The sequence below is a fragment of the Mycobacterium sp. SMC-2 genome, assembly GCF_025263485.1.
GTDB lineage: Bacteria > Actinomycetota > Actinomycetes > Mycobacteriales > Mycobacteriaceae > Mycobacterium.
The window spans coordinates 2,085,748-2,108,293 of record NZ_CP079863.1; the positions used below are offsets into that span (position 1 = coordinate 2,085,748).

At 68.6% G+C, this 22,546-nt stretch carries 21 protein-coding genes; 12 read left to right on the forward strand and 9 right to left on the reverse strand.

The features are described from left to right. Positions 1 to 3: 3 nt before the first annotated feature. The 7 genes from KXD96_RS09905 to acsA form a co-directional block, all read right to left on the reverse strand. Positions 4 to 417: a pyridoxamine 5'-phosphate oxidase family protein gene (locus KXD96_RS09905; RefSeq protein WP_260744401.1), complete on the reverse strand. Its 414-nt coding sequence runs from the start codon at positions 415 to 417 to the stop codon at positions 4 to 6. A 134-nt stretch (positions 418 to 551) separates the two neighbouring features. Then, complete coding sequence (locus tag KXD96_RS09910; protein ID WP_260744402.1) at positions 552 to 1,532, reverse strand: Acg family FMN-binding oxidoreductase; 981 nt, start codon at positions 1,530 to 1,532, stop codon at positions 552 to 554. Positions 1,533 to 1,534: 2 nt separating this feature from the next. Beyond that, positions 1,535 to 1,786 carry an acyl carrier protein gene (locus KXD96_RS09915; RefSeq protein WP_260744403.1) on the reverse strand — a complete coding sequence of 84 codons (252 nt, stop codon included), beginning with the start codon at positions 1,784 to 1,786 and terminating at the stop codon, positions 1,535 to 1,537. Between the two features lie 6 nt (positions 1,787 to 1,792). Beyond that, positions 1,793 to 2,989, reverse strand: coding sequence for a dihydrolipoamide acetyltransferase family protein (locus KXD96_RS09920; protein WP_260744404.1), 1,197 nt, complete (start codon positions 2,987 to 2,989; stop codon positions 1,793 to 1,795). Then, on the reverse strand, positions 2,986 to 3,963 hold the full coding sequence (locus tag KXD96_RS09925; protein ID WP_260744405.1) for an alpha-ketoacid dehydrogenase subunit beta: 978 nt from the start codon (positions 3,961 to 3,963) through the stop codon (positions 2,986 to 2,988). The genes KXD96_RS09920 and KXD96_RS09925 overlap by 4 nt, the downstream gene beginning before the upstream one ends. Further along, entirely contained in the window at positions 3,960 to 4,931 is a 972-nt protein-coding gene (pdhA, locus tag KXD96_RS09930; protein WP_260744406.1) for a pyruvate dehydrogenase (acetyl-transferring) E1 component subunit alpha, read from the reverse strand. The genes KXD96_RS09925 and pdhA overlap by 4 nt, the downstream gene beginning before the upstream one ends. Before the next feature lie 49 nt (positions 4,932 to 4,980). Next, entirely contained in the window at positions 4,981 to 6,777 is a 1,797-nt protein-coding gene (gene acsA / locus KXD96_RS09935; protein WP_260744407.1) for an acetate--CoA ligase, read from the reverse strand. A 186-nt stretch (positions 6,778 to 6,963) separates the two neighbouring features. Between acsA and KXD96_RS09940 the strand changes: the two genes are divergently transcribed. From KXD96_RS09940 to KXD96_RS09995, 12 genes are all read left to right on the forward strand, one after another. Then, positions 6,964 to 7,947, forward strand: coding sequence for an Acg family FMN-binding oxidoreductase (locus tag KXD96_RS09940; RefSeq protein WP_260744408.1), 984 nt, complete (start codon positions 6,964 to 6,966; stop codon positions 7,945 to 7,947). A gap of 42 nt (positions 7,948 to 7,989) precedes the next feature. Then, positions 7,990 to 8,259, forward strand: a complete 270-nt coding sequence (locus KXD96_RS09945) for a DUF1918 domain-containing protein (RefSeq protein ID WP_260744409.1) — start codon at positions 7,990 to 7,992, stop codon at positions 8,257 to 8,259. Positions 8,260 to 8,297: 38 nt separating this feature from the next. After that, entirely contained in the window at positions 8,298 to 8,558 is a 261-nt protein-coding gene (locus tag KXD96_RS09950) for a hypothetical protein (RefSeq protein ID WP_396878362.1), read from the forward strand. A gap of 46 nt (positions 8,559 to 8,604) precedes the next feature. Beyond that, entirely contained in the window at positions 8,605 to 9,036 is a 432-nt protein-coding gene (locus KXD96_RS09955) for an Hsp20/alpha crystallin family protein (RefSeq protein ID WP_260744411.1), read from the forward strand. Between the two features lie 12 nt (positions 9,037 to 9,048). Continuing rightward, positions 9,049 to 11,088 carry an erythromycin esterase family protein gene (locus KXD96_RS09960; protein WP_260744412.1) on the forward strand — a complete coding sequence of 680 codons (2,040 nt, stop codon included), beginning with the start codon at positions 9,049 to 9,051 and terminating at the stop codon, positions 11,086 to 11,088. A 20-nt stretch (positions 11,089 to 11,108) separates the two neighbouring features. Further along, the gene (locus KXD96_RS09965; RefSeq protein WP_260744413.1) at positions 11,109 to 12,104 is read left to right on the forward strand and encodes a 1-phosphofructokinase family hexose kinase; all 996 of its coding nucleotides are present in this window, start codon (positions 11,109 to 11,111) and stop codon (positions 12,102 to 12,104) included. Positions 12,105 to 12,168: 64 nt separating this feature from the next. Then, positions 12,169 to 12,939 (forward strand): universal stress protein, encoded by a 771-nt coding sequence (locus KXD96_RS09970; RefSeq protein ID WP_260744414.1) that lies wholly within the window; start codon positions 12,169 to 12,171, stop codon positions 12,937 to 12,939. Positions 12,940 to 12,944: 5 nt separating this feature from the next. Further along, complete coding sequence (locus KXD96_RS09975) at positions 12,945 to 13,763, forward strand: universal stress protein (RefSeq protein WP_260744415.1); 819 nt, start codon at positions 12,945 to 12,947, stop codon at positions 13,761 to 13,763. 58 nt (positions 13,764 to 13,821) lie between these two features. Next, positions 13,822 to 14,493 (forward strand): hypoxia response regulator transcription factor DosR/DevR, encoded by a 672-nt coding sequence (gene dosR / locus KXD96_RS09980; protein WP_260744416.1) that lies wholly within the window; start codon positions 13,822 to 13,824, stop codon positions 14,491 to 14,493. A gap of 199 nt (positions 14,494 to 14,692) precedes the next feature. Then, positions 14,693 to 16,342, forward strand: coding sequence for a GAF domain-containing protein (locus KXD96_RS09985; RefSeq protein WP_260745301.1), 1,650 nt, complete (start codon positions 14,693 to 14,695; stop codon positions 16,340 to 16,342). An 85-nt stretch (positions 16,343 to 16,427) separates the two neighbouring features. Continuing rightward, on the forward strand, positions 16,428 to 16,961 hold the full coding sequence (locus tag KXD96_RS09990; protein WP_260744417.1) for a GNAT family N-acetyltransferase: 534 nt from the start codon (positions 16,428 to 16,430) through the stop codon (positions 16,959 to 16,961). 10 nt (positions 16,962 to 16,971) lie between these two features. Continuing rightward, complete coding sequence (locus KXD96_RS09995) at positions 16,972 to 17,850, forward strand: universal stress protein (RefSeq protein WP_260744418.1); 879 nt, start codon at positions 16,972 to 16,974, stop codon at positions 17,848 to 17,850. Between the two features lie 19 nt (positions 17,851 to 17,869). Here the strand turns inward: KXD96_RS09995 and KXD96_RS10000 are convergent, their stop codons facing one another. Together KXD96_RS10000 and otsB are read right to left on the reverse strand one after the other, a co-directional pair. After that, positions 17,870 to 18,676 carry a universal stress protein gene (locus KXD96_RS10000; protein WP_260744419.1) on the reverse strand — a complete coding sequence of 269 codons (807 nt, stop codon included), beginning with the start codon at positions 18,674 to 18,676 and terminating at the stop codon, positions 17,870 to 17,872. Between the two features lie 119 nt (positions 18,677 to 18,795). Then, complete coding sequence (gene otsB, locus KXD96_RS10005) at positions 18,796 to 22,476, reverse strand: trehalose-phosphatase (RefSeq protein WP_260744420.1); 3,681 nt, start codon at positions 22,474 to 22,476, stop codon at positions 18,796 to 18,798. Positions 22,477 to 22,546: the final 70 nt, after the last annotated feature.

Consider the following 22,546-nt stretch of genomic DNA (forward strand, 5'->3'; position numbering starts at 1 on the left):
TCACTAGACCGGCGCACCGAAACGGAACCGGCGGCCCGTGACGACCTCGGGAACGATCCGCACGAAATGCGACTTCTCCGACGGGACCCAGGGCAGCACCTGGGCGCGCTCGGCCTCCTCGATTTCCTCGTTGCTGCGAAGAGAGCGCGCGGTGCCCTTGATGATCACGCTCCACCCCTCGGCGACGTTGTGGTCGTCGACCTCGAACAGCACCTTGTTGTTGATCGCGGTGCTGACCAACTTGGTGCCCTCCGCGGTTCGAAACAGCACGGTGCGTTGCTGCACAACGTAATTGACCGGGAAGATCTCGGGCTGACCACCGACGCTGGTGACCAGGCGCCCCAGCGTCGCGCCGCGCAGCAGATCCCAGCACTCGTTCACCGGCAGGATAAACACCCCATCATCGGTCAGTGACATCAGTCATCCCTTCATCGACAGGACTACACACTCGATGGTATTGGGCGGGCCGCCCCGCGGCGGCGGCCGAAAGTCCCGCAGGCCGGGGACCAAAGGTCGTTGACCCGCTCGGGCGTAGCCCGCGGCCGGATTGCCTAGCGGATCCGTAGCACGTCGTCCAACCGGCGCCGCGGAGTGGCCGGCGGAAGTTGTTCCATCGGTGGCGCGATCCCCACGCGGATCAACACCTGCGGCTCGCCGTGCCGGCCGACGAGCTCACGCACGATGTCACGGCTCTCGTCCAGCTCGATCAGATGGGTGAGCGGACAGGTCGCCATCCCGGCCACCGTGCATTCGAGCAACACCGTCGACAACACCTCGCCGCACCGCAGCACGTCCGACCTGGTGTCCTCGGGCGTCGACAGCACAAGGATTTTCGCCCAGTCGACCTTGACCTCGCCGCGCCGGTTCGCGTGGCTGCGGACCGGGAAGCTGCGGGCCACGTCGACCCGCCAGCTCTCCTTGTCGGAGGCCAGCGCGGTCGGCGGCATCCCCTCGGCCAACACGAATGACGAAGTCCACCAGTCGAGTTCGGCGTGATAGTACGAGTCGTCGCGACGAATCTCCTCGGTGATTTGCGACGCCTCCACCAGCAGCGGCCGCGCGTTGTCGGGGAGCACGTCCAGGCTGACCAGGTTGTCGTCGAAGGTGCCGCGCAATGTGGGTTCGAACGCGTCCCAATACGTGGGGCGCCCCAACGGAAGCCGGTCGGTGCGGCGCTGCAGGATCGCCTCGGCGCGGCGGCGCTGTTCCTCGCTGACGTACTCCAGCGGGCTGAAGGTGACCGAGGCCAGCTGGTCGGGGTCATCCGGGTCGGGAAGCCGCTCGACCTTCGGTTCCCAGCCCGCCGCGGTCATGGCGACGCAGAGGTGGTTCAGGACGGCGCCGCAACTCAGGATCACTTCTCGGCCGGAAACGTCGGTGGCGGGTATCGCCCGGTGACGGTCCACGAACAGGCGCAGGGCGCCGTCCTCGGCCACCCAGCGCCAGGGCTGGCTGTTGTGCACCGAGGGGGCGCGGCAGGCGAGCAGGACTGCCCGCTGGAGCACGTTGACGTCCGGCGCCTTGCCCATCATGCTCAGACTGCAGACGCTTTCGCTTCCACGTAGCCGACCACGTCGGCCAGCGTCCGCAGCGACCCATAGTCCGATTCCGGGATGTCGACACCGAATCGCTTGTGGATACCACGCAGAAAGCTCAGCCAGTCCATGGAATCCAGGTCGACCTGGTCGCGCAGCAGGACGTCGTCGCAAATGTCATCGGGGTCCACTTCGGGGGCGATGGTGGTCAGCACCGACAGCACCACGGCACGAGTGTCTTCATTGGTCATTGCGCATCACTTTTCTAGGAGGTCGGGCTGCTGGAGCAGCTCGTTGATCGCGGCGAGGAACAGCGCGCCCCGGTGCCCGTCGCTGGCGCGGTGGTCGGCGGCGAGCGTGGCCTGCACGGTGGTGACGACCCGGATCCCGCCGTCGATGACGCAGACCCGCTCGGCCGGCTGGCCGAAACCCACGATCGCGACCTGCGGCGGGTAGATGACGCCGAAGACCGCGTCGACGCCCTGGTCGCCGAGGTTGGTGACCGTGATGGTCGGGTCCGACATCTCCGAACTGCGCAGCGAGAAGGACCGCGCCCGCGCCACCAGATCGGTGAGGTCGCTCATCAGTTCGTCCAGCTTCTTCTCTGGGACGTCGTGGATGGCCGGCGCGACAAGCCCGCCGCCGCGCAGCGATATCCCGACGCCGACGTGAACTCCGGACGCGGGCTCGAACCCGTCTTCCCGCCAGAATCCGTTCAACTCGCCGAACCGCTGCGCGGCGACGCCGACGGCCTTCAGCAGCAAGACGGCCGGCAGCACCCGCTCGTCGATGGAGCGTTGCGCGTTTCTCGCGGTCAACCAGGACAGCGACTTTTCCAGCATGATTTCTTCGGCGAGGTAGTAATGCGGGATCTCCCGCTTCGATCGGCTCATCGCCGCGGCGATCGACTTGCGCATCTGTGCCGCGCGGTCGGCCGCCGCCGGCTTGCCGGCCGGCTTGGCCGCGACCGGCTTGGCCGCGGCGGCGTGCTCGACGTCGTTGATGGTGACCGCGCCCTGCGGTCCGGTGCCGGTCACCGCGTCGATATCGACGTGCAGCGACTGAGCCAATCGCCGCGCGGCCGGCGACACCCAGCGGCGGCGTCCGGGGACGGTCGGGGGGGCGCTGGGTGCGGGCGGCACCGTCGGCGGCGCGGTCGCCGGCTTGGCGGCCTCCTTAGCCGACGGCCGGGGCCGCGGTCGCTTCTCCGCCTGCTCGCCGGGGCCCACCAGGGTGGCCAATGTCGTTCCCACCTGGACGGTTTCACCGACGGGCACGACGAGCTCGTCGACGATGCCCTCCTGCCAGCATTCGACTTCGACCGCGGCCTTGGTGGTCTCGACGATCGCCACGATCTGCCCGCGAGTCACCTTGTCCCCGGGCTTGACCAGCCACTCGTTCAGGGTGCCTTCATCCATGTCGGACCCGAGCGAGGGCATCTTGAATTCGATCACGGCCGTTCCCCGAACAGGCCCTGCACCGCGGCGACGATCTTGGCGGGTTGGGGTAGGGCGGCCTCTTCCAGGTGCTTGGCGTAGGGCATGGGCACTTCCGTGCTGCACACCCGCGCCACCGGTGCATCCAGGTCGTAGAAGGCGCCCTCCATCACCCGCGCGGTGACTTCCGCGGCCAGGCTGCCAGTGCGCCACGCCTCGTCGACCACCACCGCGCGATGCGTCTTGCGGACGGACTCCAGGATGGTGGTCTCGTCGAGCGGGCGCAGGACGCGCAGATCGATTACCTCGCAGTCGATTCCGGCCAGGGACAGCTCGTTGGCGGCGTCCAGCGCCTTCGGCAGGGAGCCGCCGTAGGTGATCACCGTGACGTCGGCGCCGCCGCGGCGGACCGCCGCCCGCGCGATGTCGGTCGGGACGAGGACGTCGACGTCGGTCGAGGTGTTGTAGAGCTGCACGTGCTCGAAGATCACCACCGGGTCGGGGTCGGCCAGGGCGGGCGCCAGCATGCCGTAGGCGTCCTCGACGGTAGCCGGGGCCACCACCTTGATGCCCGGGATGTGGGCGTACCAGGGCTCGAGGCTGTGCGAGTGCTGGGCGGCGAGCTGGCGGCCGGCACCCGTGGCCATGCGGACCACGATCGGCACGGAGAATTGCCCGCCGGACATATGGCGCAGGGCCGCAGCGGTATTGACGATCTGGTCGAGCGCCAGCAGGCTGAAGTTCACCGTCATGACTTCCACGATCGGGCGTAACCCACCCAGCGCCGCCCCGATCCCGATTCCGACGAAGCCCAATTCCGACAGCGGCGTGTCCCGCACGCGGTCGGGCCCGAACTCCTCCAGCAGGCCCTTGGACGCCGCGTACGTTCCCCCGTAACGCCCGACGTCCTCGCCCATCAGCACGACACGGGGGTCGTCGCGCAGGGCGTCGCGCAGGGCGTCGTGCACGGCGGTGCGGTAGCTGGTCTTCATCGCGCCGACTCCGGGGTCAGCACGTCACGCTCGAGATCCGCCACGTCCTCCCACGTTCCGGCCTCGGCGAACGCCACCGCGGCCTCGATCTCGGCGGCGGCCGCATCCTCGATCTCCCGCACGTCGGCGTCCGACAGCGTGCCGTCGCCCACGCACTTCGCGGTGAACGCCTGGATCGGGTCGCGTTCACGCCACCGTTCGACCTCGGCCCTGTCCCGATACAGCTCGGGATCGAACATCGAGTGCGCGCGGAACCGGTAGGTGCGGAATTCGATGAAGAACGGGCCCCCGGTGTCGCGGACGTGATCGACACCCTGCTGCGCGGCGGCATGGCACGCCTCGACGTCCATCCCGTCGGCGGCCAGCGTCGGAACCCGGTACGCGGCCGCCTTGACGGTCAGATCGGTCTGCGACTGGGCGCGATCCAGCGCGGTTCCCATCGCGTAAAGGTTGTTCTCGCAACAGAACAGGACCGGCAGGTTCCACAGCGCCGCCATGTTCAGCGACTCGTGGAACGCGCCCTCGGCCACCGCGCCGTCGCCGAAGTAGCAGGCGGTCACCCGCTTCTGGCGCAGCTGGGCGTCGGCCAGCGCGATGCCCACCGCGAGCGGCAGGCCGCCGGCGACGATCGCGTTGCCCCCGTAGAACCGCTTGGCCGCATCGAACAGGTGCATCGACCCGCCCCGGCCGCGCGAGCAGCCCTCCTGCTTGCCGAACATCTCGGCCATGATCGACGTCATCGGGATCCCGCGCAGCAACGCGTGCGCGTGCTCGCGATAGGTGGCGACCACGGCGTCGTCGTCGGCCAGCGCGCGCAGCGACCCGGCGGCCACCGCTTCCTCACCGACGTAGAGGTGCAGGAACCCGCGAATCTTGGCCGCGCTGTACAGTTCCGCGCATTTCTCCTCCATGCGCCGCACCCGGATCATGTCCGACAACAGCTCATGGGCCAGCTTGACGGCGGTCATCGGGCGCCGCTCCTTTCACCGCTTCGCGCTGCATTGTCGCCGGCGCGGGTCATGACGGCACTCCCTCGGCGTGGACCGGGTGTTGCTCGATGGTGGAGGTGTCACCTTCGGGCAAGCCTAGTTCGCGGGCCTTCAGCAGGCGCCGCATTATTTTGCCGCTGCTCGTGTGCGGCAACGAATCGACGAACACGATCTCCTTGGGCGCCACCGTGGCCCCGAGCCGCTTGCGCGCGTGGCCCAGCAGTTCCAGCCGCAGGTCTTCGTCGCCCACCACGCCATTCTTCAGCGTGACGAACGCTTTGACCATTTCGCCGACCGTCGGATCGGGTATGCCGATGACGGCCGCCTCTGCGACCGCCGGGTGATCGGTCAGCGCGCTTTCCACCTCGAATGGGCCGATCAGATGCCCCGCGGACTTGATCACGTCGTCCTTGCGGCCGACGAACCAGAAGTAACCGTCGGCGTCTTTCTTCGCCAGATCTCCGGACAGGTAGAGGCCGCCCGCGAACGAATTCCGGTATCGCTCTTCGGCATTCAGGTAGCCACGGAACATCGACGGCCAGCCGGGCCGCAGCGCGAGCTCGCCCTCGACGCCGGGTTCGTCGATGACCTCGACCGGCCCGTCGTCGTCGCGGCGCACGATGAACGCCTCCACCCCGGGCAGCGGGCGGCCCATCGAGCCCGGCTTGATGTCGAACGCGGGCGTGTTGGCGATCATGATGCCGCCCGTCTCGGTCTGCCACCAGTTGTCGTGGATCGGCAAGCCCAGGACGCGTTTCCCCCACCAGACCGCTTCCGGGTTGAGCGGTTCGCCCACGCTGGCGATGAAACGCAGCCGCGGAAAGTGGTATTGCGCGGGCAGTTCCGGTCCCGCCTTGATGAGCATCCGGATGGCGGTCGGCGCGGTGTACCACACCGAGACGCCCTGGTCCTGCAGGATGCGGTACCACCGTTCGGCGTCGAATTCCGCTTCGTCGACGATGGAGGTGACCCCGTGCAGCAGCGGGCCGATGATGCCGTAGGACGTGCCCGTCACCCAGCCGGGATCGGCTGTGCACCAATAGGTGTCGTCGGGATGGAGGTCAAGCGCGTACAAGCCGGTGACGTAGTGCATCGCGACGGCGCCGTGCACGTGCATGGCGCCTTTGGGCGTACCCGTTGTCCCGCTGGTGAAGTGCAGCAGAGCCGGGTCGTCGGCGGTGGTGGGCTCGATCGGCGAGTTCTCGTCGGCCGCGTTCACCCATTGCCAGAAACTGAGGGTGTCCGGCGGCGGGTCGGCGGCTTGGTCGCCGTCGACGATGAACACATGCCGCACCGACGGCAGCCGGTCCCGGATCTTGGCGACCTTGCGCTGATAGATCGCCCTCGTGGTGACCAGGACGTCGGCTTGTCCGATGTTGACCCTGGTGGCGATCGGCTCGGGCCCGAAGGCCGAGAACAGGGGGGAGACGACGCTGCCGTTGCGCAGCGCGCCAAGCATCGCGATGTAGAGCTCGGGGGTGCGGCCCATGAGGGTGAACACGCGATGGCCCTTGTTGATCCCCAGGGAGCGCAGCGCGCTGGAGAACCGCCTGGAGAGCCGGCCGAGCTCGGCGTAGCTGAGGTCGTGGGTGATGCCCGCGCCATCCGGGGGGGTATCGGTGACGAAGCGCAGGGCCGTGCGCATCGCGGCCGGGCCCACCGCGTGCCGGTCCACGGCGGCGTAGGCGATGTTGCACCTGCCGGGGCCCATGCCTTCGCACAGATCGGGTACATCGGACCAGTGGAACTGGGCGCGTTCGTGCTCGTAGTCCGTCAGGTTGGGCCGAACGGAAAGGTCGGCGGCCGTTTTGCGGATGACATCCATAGGGGGGTCCTCGGTTTGCGGGGTCGCCTCCATCGTTTGCCGCGCGGCATCGCGGCAAAAGAGAAAAAGGTCATCAGTCCGGCCGGTGGCGCCGCGGGTCCAATGACCCGACGCTGGGGACCAAGGACCCTGGCGCGCGCTGCCCGCATGCCCGAGGGTCCAGGTAGGAAAGGAGACCGACGAGCAATGACCCCAACCATGGTCGACTCCAAAGTGCTCACCAGGGCGGTCGAACTCGCCTGCCGCGCCCCCTCGCTGCACAACACCCAGCCGTGGCGATGGGTGGCCGGCGGCCCGACCGTCGATCTGTTTGCCGACCCACAGCGGACGGTGCCCTCGGCCGATGGCTCGGGCCGCGAGTCGATCATCAGCTGCGGCGCGGTGCTCGACCACTTCCGGGTCGCGATGGCGGCCGAGGGGTGGGGCATCGGCGTGGACGAGTTCCCCAACCCCAACAACCTCGACCACCTGGCCTCGATCGACTTCGTCCCCGCCGACTACGTCGCCACGGCCCGGCGCGATCGCGCGGCGGCGATCCTGCGTCGCAGGACCGACCGGCGACCGTTCGGCGCACCGAGGGACTGGGCGGCGTTCGAGCCGGTGCTGCGCAGCGCGTTCGACCCCGACCTGGTCACCCTCGACGTACTGGCCGACGACGCGCGGCCGCGGCTGGTTCAGGCCGCCCGCCTCAACGAGGCATTGCGCCGCTACGACGACGTCTACCACCACGAATTGCGTTGGTGGACGGCGCCGGGCAGGCACGACGACGGCATACCCGAAGCCGCGCTGGCCAGGGGGGCACAGGCCGGCACCGTCGACGTGAACCGGCGCTTCCCCGACGGTCAAGCCAAGACGGGCGCCCCGGGCCTGAAGGATCAAGCGGAGATCCTTGTCCTGTCCACACCGGCCGACACCCGCGCCGACGCGTTCCGGTGCGGCCAGGCGCTTTCCGCGATCCTGCTGGAGTGCACCATGGCCGGCCTGGCGACCTGCCCCGTGACACACGTGACCGAGTTGCAGGCCAGTCGCGACATGGTCCGCGAGCTCATACCCGATGCCGAAGCGGTGCCCCAGGTTCTGATCCGGGTCGGCACCACATCCGCGGGCAAGGGCGCTTTCGAGCCCACGCCGCGCCGGCCCGTACGCGACGTCTTGGAGATGCGCCGCTAGGGCGGTTCGGTTGCGCCTCAACAACTTCGAAGGGAGATGGCAATGATCGCCAAAGTCGGGGACTGGCTCGTCATCAAGAGCGGCACGGTCGGGCGCCCGGGCCTGCGCGGTTTGGTCACCGAAGTGCGTTCGCCCGATGGTCAACCGCCCTACCGGGTCCGGTGGCTGGACACCGGGGAGGAGGCGACCGTGTACCCGGGTCCCGACGCGATAGTCGTCACGGCCGCGGAGCAGAAGGCCGCCGATGAGCGGGCACGGTCGCGGGTCTCCGCGGTGCAAGCCGCCATACGGGGCCACGCCCGAGGCGAGTAAGCAGCCAAATGCCCCCTACCACAGACGGATGCCCGTCGTTGACCGACTCCGACGTCGACGAGCTCGCGTTCGCGTTCCTGCACTCGCCGTATGCCGGCGACACCTATCTCGACTGGCGGCTGGACCAGCGCCTCGACGGCTTTCTCCGCCACCGCGGCCTGGTCCGCCTCACCGAGGACGGCGACGCCTACGGCCTCATCCTGAACCGCGTCATGGCCTATATCGGCGAGCTGCGCAAGGTGACTCGACGAACGGCCCGCAAGCCTGGGACTTCGGTCCCTACCGCCGATCACGGCTGACTGGTCGGATGGAGTCACGGTCAATCACCAGATCTGAGGAGATTCCATGACTACCCTTCCCGCCCGGCGGCCCAGGTCGCTCTTCCCCGAGTTCGCAGACCTGTTCGCCGGCTTCCCCACCCTGTCCGGACTTCGTCCCGTTTTCGACACCCGCGTGATGCGGCTCGAGGACGAGATGAAGGACGGCCGTTACGTGGTGCGCGCGGAGATCCCCGGCGTCGACCCCGAGAAGGACCTCGACGTCACCGTGCGCGACGGACAGCTCACCATCAAGGCCGAGCGTAGCGAGAAGAAAGACTTCGACGGACGCTCGGAATTCTCCTACGGCTCGTTCGTTCGGACCGTGTCGTTGCCGGCGGGGGCCGACGAGGACAACGTCGAAGCCAACTACGACAAAGGCATCCTCACTGTGTCGGTGGCGGTTTCGGAGGCGAAGCCGGCCGGGCGGCGCGTCCAGGTCCAGTCCAACGGGAAGTGACCGCGGCGCGTGATGACCAGAGCAGCTGACGCTACCCGGCGCTCGCCGCGGCGTGTGTTCCGCGACCGCGGCGAAGCCGGCCGGGTGCTGGCGAACCTCCTCGGCGCCTACCGCGACCGGCACGACGTGATCGTGCTGGGCCTGGCGCGGGGCGGCATCCCCGTCGCGTGGGAGGTGGCGGCGGCGCTGCACGCGCCGTTGGATGCCTTCGTCGTGCGCAAGCTCGGCGCCCCCGGCCATGAGGAGTTCGCCGTGGGGGCTCTGGCGAGCGGGGGACGCGTCGTGGTCAACGACGACGTCGTGCGCGGTCTGCGCATCACCCCGCAGGAACTGCGCGCGGTCGCGGAGCGGGAAGGCCGGGAACTGATTCGGCGCGAGGCGGCCTATCGCGACGGACGTCCACCCGTGGACGTGGCCGGCAAGACGGTCATCCTGGTCGACGACGGACTGGCAACCGGCGCAAGCATGTTCGCGGCGGTGCAGGCACTGCGCGAAGCGGAGCCCGCCCACATCGTCATCGCCGTGCCGGCGGCCCCCGAGTCCACCTGCCGGGAATTCGCCGGGCTTGTCGACGATGTCGTCTGCGCGAGCATGCCCACCCCGTTCCTCGCGGTCGGCGAGTCGTTCTGGGACTTCCGCCAGGTCACCGACGAAGAGGTTCGCCGGCTGCTCGCGAGGCCGACGACCGGCGTCCCGACGAGGGCCGCGGCCCCCACGCCCGCCGAGGTGATCGGCCGGGTGGCCATCGACGCGCCGGCGGGTGTTCCGCCTCGTGAGACGCTGGAGCGGTTGATCGGTGATGCGCGCATCGTGCTGATCGGCGAAAGCTCGCATGGCACACACGAGTTCTACGAGGCCCGGGCCGAGATCACGAAGTGGCTGATCGAGGAGAAGGGTTTCTGTGCCGTGGCGGCGGAGGCGGACTGGCCCGACGCCTACCGGGTGAATCGCTACGTTCGCGGCATCGGGAGCGACACGAGCGCCGACGAGGCGTTGAGCGGATTCGAGCGCTTTCCCGCCTGGATGTGGCGCAACACCGTCGTCCGTGACTTCGTCGAGTGGCTGCGCGCCCGAAACCGGCTGCACGAGACCAACGGCCAGCGCCAAGCCGGCTTCTACGGCCTGGATCTCTACAGCCTGCACCGGTCGATGCAGGAAGTGATCGCCTACCTCGACAAGATCGACCCCAAGGCGGCGGCGCGGGCGCGGGAGCGCTATTCCTGCTTCGACCACACCTCGGCGGACGACGGTCAGGCGTACGGCTTCTCGGCGGCCTTCGGCGCCGGCCCATCGTGCGAGAAGGAAGCGATCGATCAACTGGTCGACATGCAGCGCAATGCACTCGCCTACGCGCGCAGGGACGGCCTGCTCGCCGAGGACGAGCTGTTCTACGCTCACCAGAACGCCCAGACGGTGCACAACGCCGAGGTGTACTACCGGGCGATGTTCAGCGGGCGGGTCACCTCGTGGAACCTGCGGGACAAGCACATGGCACAAACGCTCGAGGCGCTGCTGAAGCATCTGGACCGCCACCAGGACGTGCCGTCGGCGCGAATTGTGGTGTGGGCGCACAACTCCCACGTCGGCGACGCGCGCGCCACCGAAGTGTGGGCCGACGGGCAACTCACGCTCGGTCAACTGGTCCGCCAGCGGCACGGCGACCAAGCGTGTCTGCTCGGCTTCAGCACCTACGCGGGCACCGTCACCGCCGCCAGCGACTGGGGTGGCATCGCCGAACGAAAGGTCGTCCGCCCGGCGCTCAACGGGAGCATCGAAGAACTGCTGCACGAGACCGGCAGGGCGGCGTTCATGGTGTCGGCGCACCTCAGCCCGGCCGCGGCGGGGCCGCTGAGCGCGGTTCGGCTGGGCCGCGCCATCGGCGTGATCTACCGGCCCGAGACCGAACGGCAGAGCCACTACTTCCATGTCCGGCCGGCCGATCAGTTCGACGCGATGATCCACATCGACAGGACCCGGGCGCTGGAACCGCTCGAGGTCACCAGCTTGTGGATCGCCGGCGAGACGCCGGAAACCTACCCGAGCGGCCTCTGAGGGGCGCGGAGCCAACCAAGATGGAGACGCCGCCCGATCGGGCCCTGAGCCGAACGCGAATCGTCACGCTGACCATGAACCCCGCGCTCGACATCACCACGAGCGTCGGCGTGGTGCGGCCGACCGATAAGTTGCGCTGCTCGGCGACGCGCTACGACCCGGGCGGCGGCGGCATCAACGTCGCCCGGATCGCGAAGGTCCTCGGCAGTTCGGTGCTCGCGGTGTTTCCCGCCGGCGGGTCGCACGGTGGGCTCGTCACGAGTCTGCTCAGCGAGGCCGAAGTGCCGTTCCGGCAGATACCGATCGCCGCCCAGACGCGGGAGAGCTTCACCGTCAACGAGACCAGCACCGGCCAGCAATACCGGTTCGTCCTGCCCGGGCCGGAGCTGACCGTGCCAGAGCAGGAGCAATGCCTCGATCAACTGCGGGTGGCGGCCCAATCGGCCGAAATCGTTGTGGCCAGCGGCAGTCTGCCACCCGGTGTGCCGGCCGACTTCTATCAGCGGGTTGCCGACATGTGCCGGCAGCTGGGCGTGAAGCTCATCCTGGACACCTCCGGCGGCGGCTTGCAGCACGTCTCCTCGGGGGTGTTCCTGCTCAAGGCAAGCGTGCGAGAACTGAGAGAATGCGTCGGTCGGCGACTCGCCACCCAGGCCGAGCAATTGGCGGCCGCCCACCAGCTGATCGACAGCGGCCGCGCTGAAGTCGTGGTGGTGTCCCTGGGTCCTTATGGCGCGCTGGTCGCGACGCGCCATGCGGGCCAGCGGTTTTCGGCGGTTCCGATGCCGGGCGGCAGCGGCGTCGGGGCCGGCGACGCGATGGTTGCCGCGATCACGGTGGGCATCACTCACGGCTGGCCGCTCGCCAAATCCGTTCGTCTCGGAATCGCGGCGGGTGCGGCGATGTTGATGACGCCCGGTACGGCGGTCTGCGAGCGCGCCGACGTCGAGCGGCTGTTCGAGCTGGTCGCCGAACCGGTGGAGGTGGGGACGACCGACTTCGCGGTTGAGGCCTAACGGCCCGTGCATCGCCGGCGTCGGAGCAATAGCCTGAGAATGATCGGAACTATCAGGAGCTGAGATGAACCAGCTGGACGCCAAGGCAGTAGTCGCGGGCGTCAACGGCTCTCGAGCCGCGGTGAACGCCGCGAAGTGGGCGGTCGATGAGGCGCTGGGCCGGCAGCTGCCGCTCCGCCTGGTGTATGTCATCCCGCGCCGGGAGGGGCGCAGCGGCTTCGCGCCCACCCCCGAATGGGAGGTCGAGCGCGGCGAAACCGCGCTGGCCGAAGCGAAGTGCGCCGTCCAGAACGAGCGCAAGCCGGTCGAGATCGAGACGGCGATCCTCTCGGGGGATCCCGCGCAGGCGTTGGTCGACCAATCGGAGGGCGCGGCCCTGGTCTGCGTCGGCACCGCCAGGCGGGGGCGGGCCTCCGATGGACTGTTGGGCCCGACCGCGGCCGGCCTGGTGGCGGGGTCGCACTGTCCGGTCGCGGTCATCCGCACCAATACCGACGGATCGCCGACGGAACTCGGGGTGATCGCCGTCGTGCTCAACGATGAGCCCGACAACGACGAGGTGGTGCACCAGGCCATGGAGGAAGGGCGGCGCCGCCACGCCACCGTGCGGCAGATCGATCGGCGGCTCAACAGCTGGATTCGCCGCTACCCGGATGTCCACGTCCAGACCGTCGCGGCGGGGACCGGCGCGAAGCCAAGCGTAAACCCCGGTGGCGCAATCGAACTGGCGGTGGTGGGCGGTACCGACGCCGTCGAGATGGCCGGGCTGGCCACCCCGAATTGCCATCCGATCGTCGGCTATCCCGACTGCTCGGTGCTCGTGGTGCGCCACTGACGACGATGACAGCGCCGGCCAGAACCAAATCGATCGTTGCCGGTATCGATGGTTCCAAAGCGGCGATACGCGCGGCGCTGTGGGCGGTCGACGAGGCGGTGAGTCGTGACGTCCCGCTGCGTCTGCTCTACGCGACCGAACTCGCGGACGGTCGAGAAACCGCGGAGCTGGCGGTCCGCCAGGCGGTGACGGCGATCCGGGCCGCCGGCCGTCCGCTGACCGTCGAGACCGAGGTTGTCCACGGGCCCGCGGTCGCGTCGCTGGTCCGCTCGTCGGCATCGGCGGCCATGGTCTGCGTCGGAGCCGTCGGGCTGCGCCACTTTCAACCGGGCCGGGTCGGCTCCACCGCCGCGGCCCTGGCCATCTCGGCGCGCTGCCCGGTGGCGATCATCCGCGGCCGCGACGACCCCCGGCGGCAACCTGCGGGAAAGACGCTCGTCGAGATTGCCGGATCGCTGGACCCGGCGCTGCTGGGCGCCGCCATCGAAGAGGCCCTGTTGCGCGGCGCCGCCCTCCAGGCGGTCGTCTCGCGGCGAACCGGGCCGGCCGAACGCGGGGATGCCGAGGCCGACCGCCGGGCGCTCGCCGACCTCGATCGCCGGCTGACCCAGTGGAAGCGGCGCCACCCGCAGCTGCGGGTCGAATCGGTGGCGATACACGTCGGCCTGCTCGAATACCTGGCCGGCCCGCGCGGGCGGGTGAGCTTGGTGATCGTCGGCGCTCACAATCGTGCCCACGTGGCCGAACTGGTCGGACCGGTCGGCAGTTCGGTGATGCAGGACGCCGACTGTTCGCTGTTGATCGTGAATCGGCGGCATTTGTGAGCTTGGGTGATGACCAATCTGTGATATGCAGGTCCTAGGACCAGCGAAAGGGTTCTCAATGGTCAAGGTTTTTTTGGTCGATGACCATGAAGTCGTCCGGCGCGGACTGGCCGACCTCCTGGCGTCGGATCCGGAGCTGGAAATCGTCGGCGAGGCGGGTTCGGTCTCCGAAGCGAAAGCGCGGATCCCGGCGCTGCGGCCCGACGTCGCCGTGCTCGACGTGCGGCTACCGGACGGCAACGGGATCGAGCTGTGCCGCGACCTGGTGTCCGATCATCCCGACTTGCGCTGCCTGATGCTGACGTCGTTCACCTCGGACGAAGCGATGCTGGAGGCGATTCTGGCCGGCGCGAGCGGCTACGTGGTCAAGGACATCAAGGGCATGGAGCTGGCGCACGCCATCAAGGAGGTGGGCGCCGGCAAGTCCCTGCTGGACAATCGGGCGGCGGCCGCGCTGATGGCGAAGCTCCGCGGCGCGGCGGAGCGCGAAGACCCACTGTCCGGGCTCACCGAACAGGAGCGAACGCTCCTGGGGCTGCTCAGCGAGGGCCTGACCAACAGGCAAATCGCCGCCCGGATGTTCCTCGCCGAGAAGACGGTGAAGAACTACGTGTCCCGGTTGCTGGCCAAGCTCGGCATGGAGCGCCGCACTCAGGCGGCGGTTTTCGCGTCGAAGCTGGATCAGCACGCCGGCCATTCCCAGCCACCGGCGGCAACGCCGCCGGAGTAGCGGCGCCGAAACGCCGAACTTCCCCCGCTCATCCCGCCCGATTCGACTACGCTGGCCGTAGGCAACTGGTGCGGGGCGCCGCTACCTGTGGCGCAGCTTGCCGTATGGCTGTCGTGTCGTGGAGGGATCGGTTCGGGTGGCCAGCGACGAAAGCGGCTCGGCATTTGCCGGGCTAGGTCAGCGTGGGCTTGTCAGCAGGATGCACGAGCAACTCGACGAGTTGCTGGCCGCACGCGATCAGATGGAGCAACTGCTCCGGGTGATCGTCGAGATCGGGGCGGGCCTCGACCTCGACGAGACGCTGCACCGGATCATCGACGCGGCCAGGAAGTTGACCTCGGCCCCCTACGGCGCGCTCGCCATCCGCGATTCCGAGGGCAACCTGGTCTCCTTCGTCCACCAGGGAATGGACCCCGAGACGGTGTCCCGCATCGGGCACCTGCCGTTCGGCAAGGGGCTGCTGAGCCTGTCGCTGCTGGACACGCCGGCTGTGCGGATGGAGGACCTGACCACCCATCCGGCCGCGGTCGGCTTCCCCGAACACCATCCACCGATGCGCGCCTTTCTCGCGGTGCCTATCACCATCCGGGGCACCGTGTACGGCAACATCTACCTCACCCACGTCGATCCGCAGCGGGTGTTCTCCGAATCCGACGAGGTGGCCGCGCGCGCCCTGGCTTTCGCCGCCGCGGTCGCCATCGACAACGCGCAGGTGTTCGAACGCGAGCGGACGGCCGCGAAGTGGATGGAGGCCACCCGCGAGATCACGACCGCGCTGCTGTCCAGCGCCGAGCCGCACCGACGCCCGCTGCAGTTGATCGCCGAACGCGCCCGCGCCCTGACCGAGGCCGAGCAGGCGATCGTCCTGGTGCCCGCCGACCCCGACCTGCCCGATGCGGAGGTCGACACGCTGGTGGTCTCGGCGGCGGTGGGGGTGCACGCCGCCGAGGTGGTCGGCCAACAGGTCCCGGTGGACGGTTCGAGCACCGGCAAAGTGTTCCGCTCCGGTGAGCCGTTGATCACCGAGGCGCTGCGGTACCCGATTCAGGCGTTCACCGATGTCGGGCAGCGCCCGGCGATCCTCATGCCGCTGCGCGCACACGACGAGGTCGTCGGCGTGATCGCCATCGCCCGCGGCACCCACGCGCCGCCCTTCGACGACAGCTACCTCGATCTGGTCAGCGATTTCGCCACGCACGCCGCGATAGCGCTCGTGCTCGCGTCGGCGCGCGACGACTCGCGTCAGCTGACTATCCTGGCCGAGCGCGAACGCATCGCGCACGACCTGCACGACCACGTCATCCAGCGGCTCTTCGCCGCGGGCATGGATTTGCAGGGCACGCTGGCGCGGGCGCGCTCCCCGGAGGTGATCGAGCGGCTCAACCGCACGCTCGACGACCTGCAAACCATCATCGAGGAAATCCGCACGACGATCTTCCAGCTGAAATCGCCGCCGGGCAAGAACGGCGACTTCCGGCATCGCATCCAGCAGGTGGTGGCCGACCTGACCGAGGATCGTGGCATCGTCACGACCATGCGCATGCACGGACCGATGACGGCCGTCGGCGGTGAGCTAGCCGACCACGCCGAAGCGGTGGTCGCCGAAGCCGTCAGCAACGCCCTGCGCCATTCGGGAGCGTCACGGCTCACCGTCGAAATCACCGTCGCCGACATGTTCGTCCTCGACATCATCGACGACGGCTCCGGCATACCGGCGGGCAATACGCGCCACAGCGGGCTGGCGAACATGAAGCGGCGCGCCGAACAACTGGGCGGTACGTGCGAAATCACCGGCCCGCCCGAGGGCGGTACCCGGGTGCATTGGGTCGCACCGCTGATCGACCGGTAGCCATCGCCCGCACGGGACCAACGCCGACCGACCCGGGTCTAACGGCCCTGCCCAATCGCGCCGTCCTGCAATAACGTGAGGCATCGTGAGTGATCCATCGGTGAAGGTCGCCGCCACGGCTCGGCTGCTCGACGGACGGCTGGTGTCGTTGCGTCCCCTGACCGGCGCCGACGCCGAGGCCGTTTCGGCGCTTCATGAACATCTCTCCGACCATGACCGATACTTTCGGTTCTTTACCCTGCAGCTGTCGCCGCTGCGCGAGCTCGTCGCCAAGCTGACCGAGCCCGCGGACGGTGTGTACGCCCTCGGCGCCTTCGACGCCGACCGGCTGATCGGCGTGGCGCACTGCGTCGTCGTCGACGACCCCACGGTGGCCGAGGTCGCGGTCGTGGTTGCCCACCAGGATCATTCGATGGGCGTGGGCACGGCCCTGCTCAAGCACCTGGCGCCCATCGCCCGGGCTCACGGAATCGGGCGGTTCGTAGCCGACGTCCTCGGCGAGAATCACCTGATGCTCACGGTCTTCTTCGATCTCGGCTGGCCTTGCCGGCCAACCGATTACGGGTCGATTCGGCACCTCGAGATCGAGCTGCCCAAATTGGATGAGGCGCCGGCATAGAGGAGGAAAAATGACGGAGAACGCCAAGAAGTATGGAGTGCTGGTGTGTGTCGACGGGTCGGCCGCATCCGACGCCGCCGTCGCTTGGGCGACGCGTGAGGCCATAATGCATGGTCTGCCCGTCACGCTGATCCACGCGGTTCCGCCCGTGGTCGTCGGCTGGCCGGTGGGCCAACTGTACGCCGAGATGCCCGAGTGGCAGCACGAGAGCGCGCGAACCGTCATCGACCAGGCCCGCAAGACGTTCGCCGCCACCGTCGGCGACTCCGAACCACCCGAAATACACACGGAGACGGTGTATTCGGCGATCGTACCGGCACTGACCACGGCCTCCAAGGACGCCTGGATGATCGTCGCCGGAAGCCAGGGGCTCGGTGCGCTGGGCCGCCTGCTGCTCGGCTCGGTGACCACCGGACTCGTGCACTACGCCCACTGCCCGGTCGCGGTCATTCACACCGGCGTAGGGGCGGCACCGGAGTCCGGCGCCCCGGTGGTGCTGGGCGTCGACGGATCCCCCGCGTCGGAAGCGGCGACCGCCCTGGCCTTCGACGAAGCCTCGCGCAGGGGAGTGGGGCTGGTGGCGGTGCACGTATGGAGCGACGTGGGGGTGTTCCCCATCCTCGGCATGGACTGGCATTACCGCGAGAAGGAAGCGCAAGAAATCCTCGCCGAACGCCTCGCCGGCTGGCAAGAGCGCTATCCCGACGTGCACATCGAGCGGAAACTGTTCTGCGACAAGCCGTCCGAGTGGCTGCTGAAAGAATCCGAGCACGCCCAGCTGGTGGTGGTCGGTAGCCGGGGCCGCGGCGGATTCCCCGGGATGTTGCTCGGCTCGGTGAGTTCGGCGGTGGCGCAGTCGGCGCGAGTTCCCGTGGTGGTTGTTCGTTGAGGATGAAAAGCCAGGGTAGCTAGTCCCGAACGACGAGCACCGAGCAGCCCGTGTGGCCGCCCGGGTGCGGGGTGATCGGCCCGACCATGCGGGCGACCTTGTCGGCGTCCCCGCTGCCCACCACCGCGAGCTGGACGGGCTCCTGTGTGTGCATGAGGAATTCGGCCGCCCCGCGCCGTGCCGCGGCGGGTTGCACGTGTACTTCGCGATACTGCGACACCCAGGGGCCGAGCCGGCGATCCAGCTGGCGGTAGGGGATCTCACCGAGGCCCCATCGCCAGACTCCCATCGCCAGGATCGGTGCATCACGAAGGCGCGCCTCGCGGAAGCCATGCTCGAGCACGGCGTCGTTGCCCGCCGATTCGTCGACGGCGACGGCGACGAATCCGCCGGCCGGCGCGGGGGTGCTGCGGATGACGGCCACTGGGCAGTGCGCCTTCCGCGCCACGGTGTCCGCGGTCGAGCCCAGGACCTTGCGGGCCACCCAGCCCGTGCCCACGGAGCCCACGCATACCATTGCGGCGTCCCGGGATTCGTCGATCAGCGCACTCTCGGAGGAACCGCGCACGATGTCGCATTCGACTTTGACCGGCTGACCGGTGGCCTCGAGCGCGGCATCGGCGGCGCGCAACGACGTCTGGGCGTATTCGACGTCCAGGCTGTCGTCACCGGCCGCGTCCGCACCCCGCTGCGGGATGGCGTGGATCAGCCGGAGCGGGATGTTGCGGCTGACGGCCTCGGCGGCGGCCCATTTGGCCGCATTGATCGCGGCGTCCGAGCCGTCGATACCCACCACGATCCGCTGCGACGACTGCGGACTGTTCATCGACTCCTCCTGCTGACTGACCGCCGGGGACCCCGACCCGGCACTGGCCACGTTATGGGGATACGGCTTGGCTCAGCAGGGCCCTTGGGCCCCCGTTCGCGGACATTCGTCACCTCGCCTCAGTCGACCTCGACTTTATTCCCGGGCAGCAGATGGTGCACACGGCCGCGGCACTCCACCGTGACCGATGCGCTGTTGCCGGCCTCGGAGGTCAGCTCGCCCGCCCGCCCGCTGACCCGAAGGTGTAGCCGTTGGCCGCGGTAGACGAACGGAAACTCGATCGGGTCCAGCGCTTTCGGCCATAGCGGGCTCAGGATCAGCCGGTCGTCGCGGGTCTCCAGTCCGGTGAAACACCGTTGCAGCAGATCGATGCTGCCGGCCATCGCGGCCAGGTGTATCCCTTCCGATGTGGTGCCGCCCTGGATGTCGACGACGTCGGAGGCCAGTACCCGCACAAAGTACTTCATGGCGTGGTGCCGGTGGGCGCGGGTGAGGACCCACGAATGCACGAGCGCGCTGAGCGTCGATCCCTCCGAGGTGCGCGCCAGGTAGTAGTCCACCGTTTCGGGGATTCGCTCCGGCGTGAAGCGGTAGCCGAGCCGGCCGAACAACGACAGCAACTCGTCCGACGACAGCAAGTAGAACAGCATCAGCACGTCGGCCTGCTTGGACGCCTTGTAATTGTTCACGCTGTCGTTCTCGGCCTCGAGGATGCGGTCGAGCCGCTGGATGTTTCCGTAGCGCTGCCGGTAGTCGTCCCAATCCAGCTCCGCCAGTTGCGAATAGCCTTCGAACTGACTGATCACGTTGTCGTGGAAGGGGACGAACATTCGCCGCGTCACATGATCCCACCGGCCGAGCTCGTCGCTGGTGAGGTCGATCTTGCCGACGAGGTCGAGGCGATCCCGCAGCGGGAGCAAGTCCAACGCGTCCATAGCCCGCATGATCGCCCAGACCGCCATGACATTGGTGTACGCGTTGTTGTCTATCCCGTCGTACTCCTTGCCCGGGTAGCCCGAATGGAACTCGTCGGGGCCGATGATCCCCTTGATCGTGTAGCGGCCGCGACTTTCGTCAAAGGTGGCAAGCCCTACCCAGAACCGCGCGATCTCGACCAGCATCTCGGCGCCGTAGTCGACCAGGAACCGCCTGTCACCGGTCACCTGATAGTGCTGCCAGGTGTTGTAGGCGATGGCGAGACCGACGTGATGTGCCCGGGCGCTGGCATCGGGGTTCCAGCGGCCGGACGCGGGGTTCAGATGCAGCTCCTGGCTCACCTCGCGCCCGTCGCTGCCCGATTGCCAGGGATACATCGCGCCCAGATAACCGGCTCTGCGGGCCGCCCGGCGGGCCTCGGGGAGCCGCCGGTAGCGGTAGAGCAGCAGCGACCGTGCCACATTGGGCATGCGCACGCTGAGCACCGGGGAAACGAAAAGCGAGTCCCAGAAGACATGCCCGCGGTAGGCCTCACCGTGCAGCCCCCTGGCTGGCACCCCGGCGTCGAGTTCGGCGGTGTGCGGTGAAATCGTCTGCAGCAGGTGCACCAGGTGCAATCGCAGGAGGCGAAGCGCGTCGGTGCCGCCGGCGAGGCCGATGGCGCATTGTTCCCACAACAGGTCCCAGGCCCGGGCGTGCTGACGATGCAGCTCGGCATACCGGCCGGCGGCGTCGAGGTGCAGCTGCGCGGTGCTCGCCGGTTCCGATATCGCGTCGTCCCTGCCGGTGAAGATGGTCGCGATCTTCTCGCAGGTGACCGATTGCCCGGCGGCCAGCGCCACCTGGATGTCGTGTCCGCCGCGATCGCCTTCGCGCACGAATTTGTACTGCGCAGCGGCCCGCGCGTCGTCGCACCACACCGTGCTGCGCGCAGCCACCGCGACCGCGATGCGCGACTGCGAGGTCTCGGTGCGCAATATCACCGATTCGTCCGCTTCCTCGATCGCCGATGACGTGAGGTGTGTGCTCGACAGCGATCGGTAGCGCTCGACCATGGTGTTGCGCACGCCGCCGTCCAGCAGCGAGCGGAACTCCACGGTGCCCGACCAGTTCTCCGCGACGATCGTGGTCTGCATGGCGAGCAGGTGCGGCTGGTGCATGGATGCGAACCGCTGCTGGGTCACCGTCGTGGTCTGGCCCGCACCGTCGCGGAACCGCAAGCTGCGGGTCAACGTCGCATGCCGCAGGTCGAATGTCTGTCGGTAGAACAGCAACTCGGCGTTGTCGATGTGAAACCACGGCCCGCCGTTGATCCGAAACGTCAGCGACAACCAGTTGGGGAGGTTGACCAGGCTTTCGTTCTCGATCGTCCGGCCGGCGATGCGATCGGTCAGCGTGTTGTAGACGCCGGCCGCATACGTCCCCGGGTAATGGGCCTCGCTCGCAGTTGCCTCCGGAGCGCAGCCCCGGGTGGCGACGTAGCCGGTGCCGACGGTGCACAGCGTCTCGCGCAGCCGCTCGTACGCGGGGTCATAGCCCTCATACACCAGTTCCCACGCGTCGTTGGGTTCGACCGCCGCTTCGTGCAGATCGTCCGCGAGCCGGCGGACGAAATCGCACACCGCCGGTGGATTGGCCAGGCTGAACAGCGCGGCGGAGGGCCGGTCCCCGTCCTCGTCGTGCCGCACCGCAATTCCCACTCCGTCGAAGTGGACCGCGTCGAAGGCGTCTTCGTCGGAGATGTCGTCGCCGACGTAGATCGGAAACACGGTATCGCCGCCGGCCCCCGCGATGTGTTCGAGGATCCAGGTGAGCGTCCTGCCCTTGTCCCAATCGAGGCGGGGACGAAGCTCGATGACCCTGCGGCCCATCGTGATCCGCAGGTATTGGGATCGTCCGAGTTTGCGTACCGTCGCGATCACCCGATCGACCTGTGCCGGGTCGACGTTGCGGTAGTGAATCGAGACCCCGAACCGCTTGTGCTCCACGCGGATTCCGGGGACATCGTGGAGCAGCGCGGTCAATCGGTCGGCCGCGTGCGCCAGCACGCCGGTGGCACCGATGGCGGCGGCGTTCTCGTGGTGGGTCCCGTCCGGTGCGAGAAGCTCGAAGCCGTGGCCGGCCGCGTACCAGATCCCGTCGACCCGCAGCCGTTCCCGAAGGTCGGCCAAGTCGCGGCCGCTTATCACCGCGACGGTGCACTCGGCGGCCAGCGCCTGCAACGCTTCCAGAGCGCCCTGAACCGGCCTGGCGGACTCCGGCTGGGCGACGATCTCGGACAGCGTGCCGTCGAAGTCCAGGAACACCGCCGGTCGGCGGCTCGCCACCAGTTCCTTCAACTGGCTGTAGACGCCCATCGCGTCGGCGATGGCCGACAGCGGCGCGCCGCCGCGGTGCACCGAGATCTCGGCGAAGTCGGCGACGACGGTGTCGGCCCCGTGCGCCAGCAATTCGTCGGTTCCGCCGTTGCGCTCGAGGCCGATGACGAGGCCGAAGCCACCGTCCCGGCCGACCGCGAGGCCGCCTTCGTCGCAGTCGACAAGGACGCAACGGACCGGGCGCACCCCCAGGCGCGTCACCGCCATGGTCAGCGCCGCCTCGCCCCGCCCGGCGGTGTCGGCCGCGCAGACCGCAACGTCGACCAGTTGGTCGATTCCCGCGGACCGCAATAGGGGCGCGCAGTCGCGGGCAACCGAATAGACGGCGGTGGCGACGCCGACCTCACGCAGCCGCCGCAGCAGCGCGGCGGTTGAATCGCGGGCCTCGACCACACCTGGGGCCCGCTGCGCAACGACACAGTCGAGGCCGAAAATCACCGCGTCGTGGTAGCGCCGGTCGACGGTGACGGGCCATTCAGTCACCATTGGGACGATGCCACAGCGCGGGCGCCCGTCAAGGTCCCCCGGCGGCGCCGGGGCCTCATGACCATGGGGT